Genomic DNA, 1,037 nt, shown 5'->3' with positions numbered 1-1,037 from the left:
CTAGGTGTGAGCTTTCGAGAGGTTGTCCATTCGGACCGGACCGAGGAGACTGGAGTTACCACGCTTCAGCATCCATCGGAGGGTCCGAATGAACATCCACAAGAATGCCCGTCTCACACCGCTGCGTCGAGAGGAGATGGCGTTATCGGTGATAGAAGGCGCTTTTTCCAAAGCCCATGCGGCGCGCGTCTATGGCGTGTCGGCCAAGATCGTGGCGCGCTGGGTCGAGCGCTATAAGACCAAAGGGCGGGCCGGCATGGTCGACCGCTCGTCGCGGCCCACCGTCATGCCGAGCCTGACCGAACAGTCCGTGGCCGAGCGCATCGCAGCCTTGCGTCGCCAGCGGCTGACCGGCAAGCACATCGCCCATGAGGTCGGCGTCTCGCCCGCCACCGTCAGCCGGGTTCTCAAGCGTGCCGGGCTGTCGCGGCTCAGGGATATCGAGCCGGCCGAACCGGTCCGGCGCTACGAGCGGGAGCATCCCGGCGAGATGATCCATATCGACATCAAGAAGCTCGGCCGCTTCAGCCAAGTCGGCCATCGTATCACCGGCGATCCGCAAAAGGGCAAGTCGCGCGGCGCCGGCTGGGAGTTCGTCCATGTCTGCATCGACGACGCGTCCCGCATCGCCTTCTCGCAAATCCTGCCCGACGAGAAAAAGGAGTGCGCCATCGCCTTCCTCAAGGCCGCGGTCGCCTATTACGCCAGCCTCGGCGTCACGATAGCCCGCGTCATGACCGACAACGGCTCCTGCTACAGATCAAAGGCCTTCGCCAAGGCCTGCCGCGATCTCGGCCTCAAGCACGTCACGACAAGACCCTATACGCCCAAGACCAATGGCAAGGCCGAGCGCTTCATCCAGACAGCACTGCGCGAATGGGCCTACGCCATTGCCTATCCGACATCCGATCATCGTGCCGCCGAACTGCCTGTCTGGCTGCACAGATACAATTGGCATCGTCCACATGGCAGCCTAAAGTCAAAAACGCCTATCAGTCGCCTCGCCCTGATCGAGGACAACCTGTTGAAGCTCCACA

Annotated in this window: 1 protein-coding gene; it reads left to right on the top strand. The window is 62.4% G+C overall.

Annotated elements, in window-relative coordinates:
• Positions 1 to 88: 88 nt before the first annotated feature.
• Positions 89 to 1,037 (top strand): IS481 family transposase (locus EN949_RS35405; protein WP_095770220.1); only part of this gene is annotated, 949 nt, incomplete at its 3' end.

Source organism: Mesorhizobium sp. M7A.F.Ca.US.007.01.2.1, assembly GCF_003998165.1.
Taxonomy (GTDB): domain Bacteria; phylum Pseudomonadota; class Alphaproteobacteria; order Rhizobiales; family Rhizobiaceae; genus Mesorhizobium; species Mesorhizobium ciceri.
Note: the sequence above shows the minus strand (reverse complement) of the source record. Positions and strands in the feature narration are given on the sequence as shown.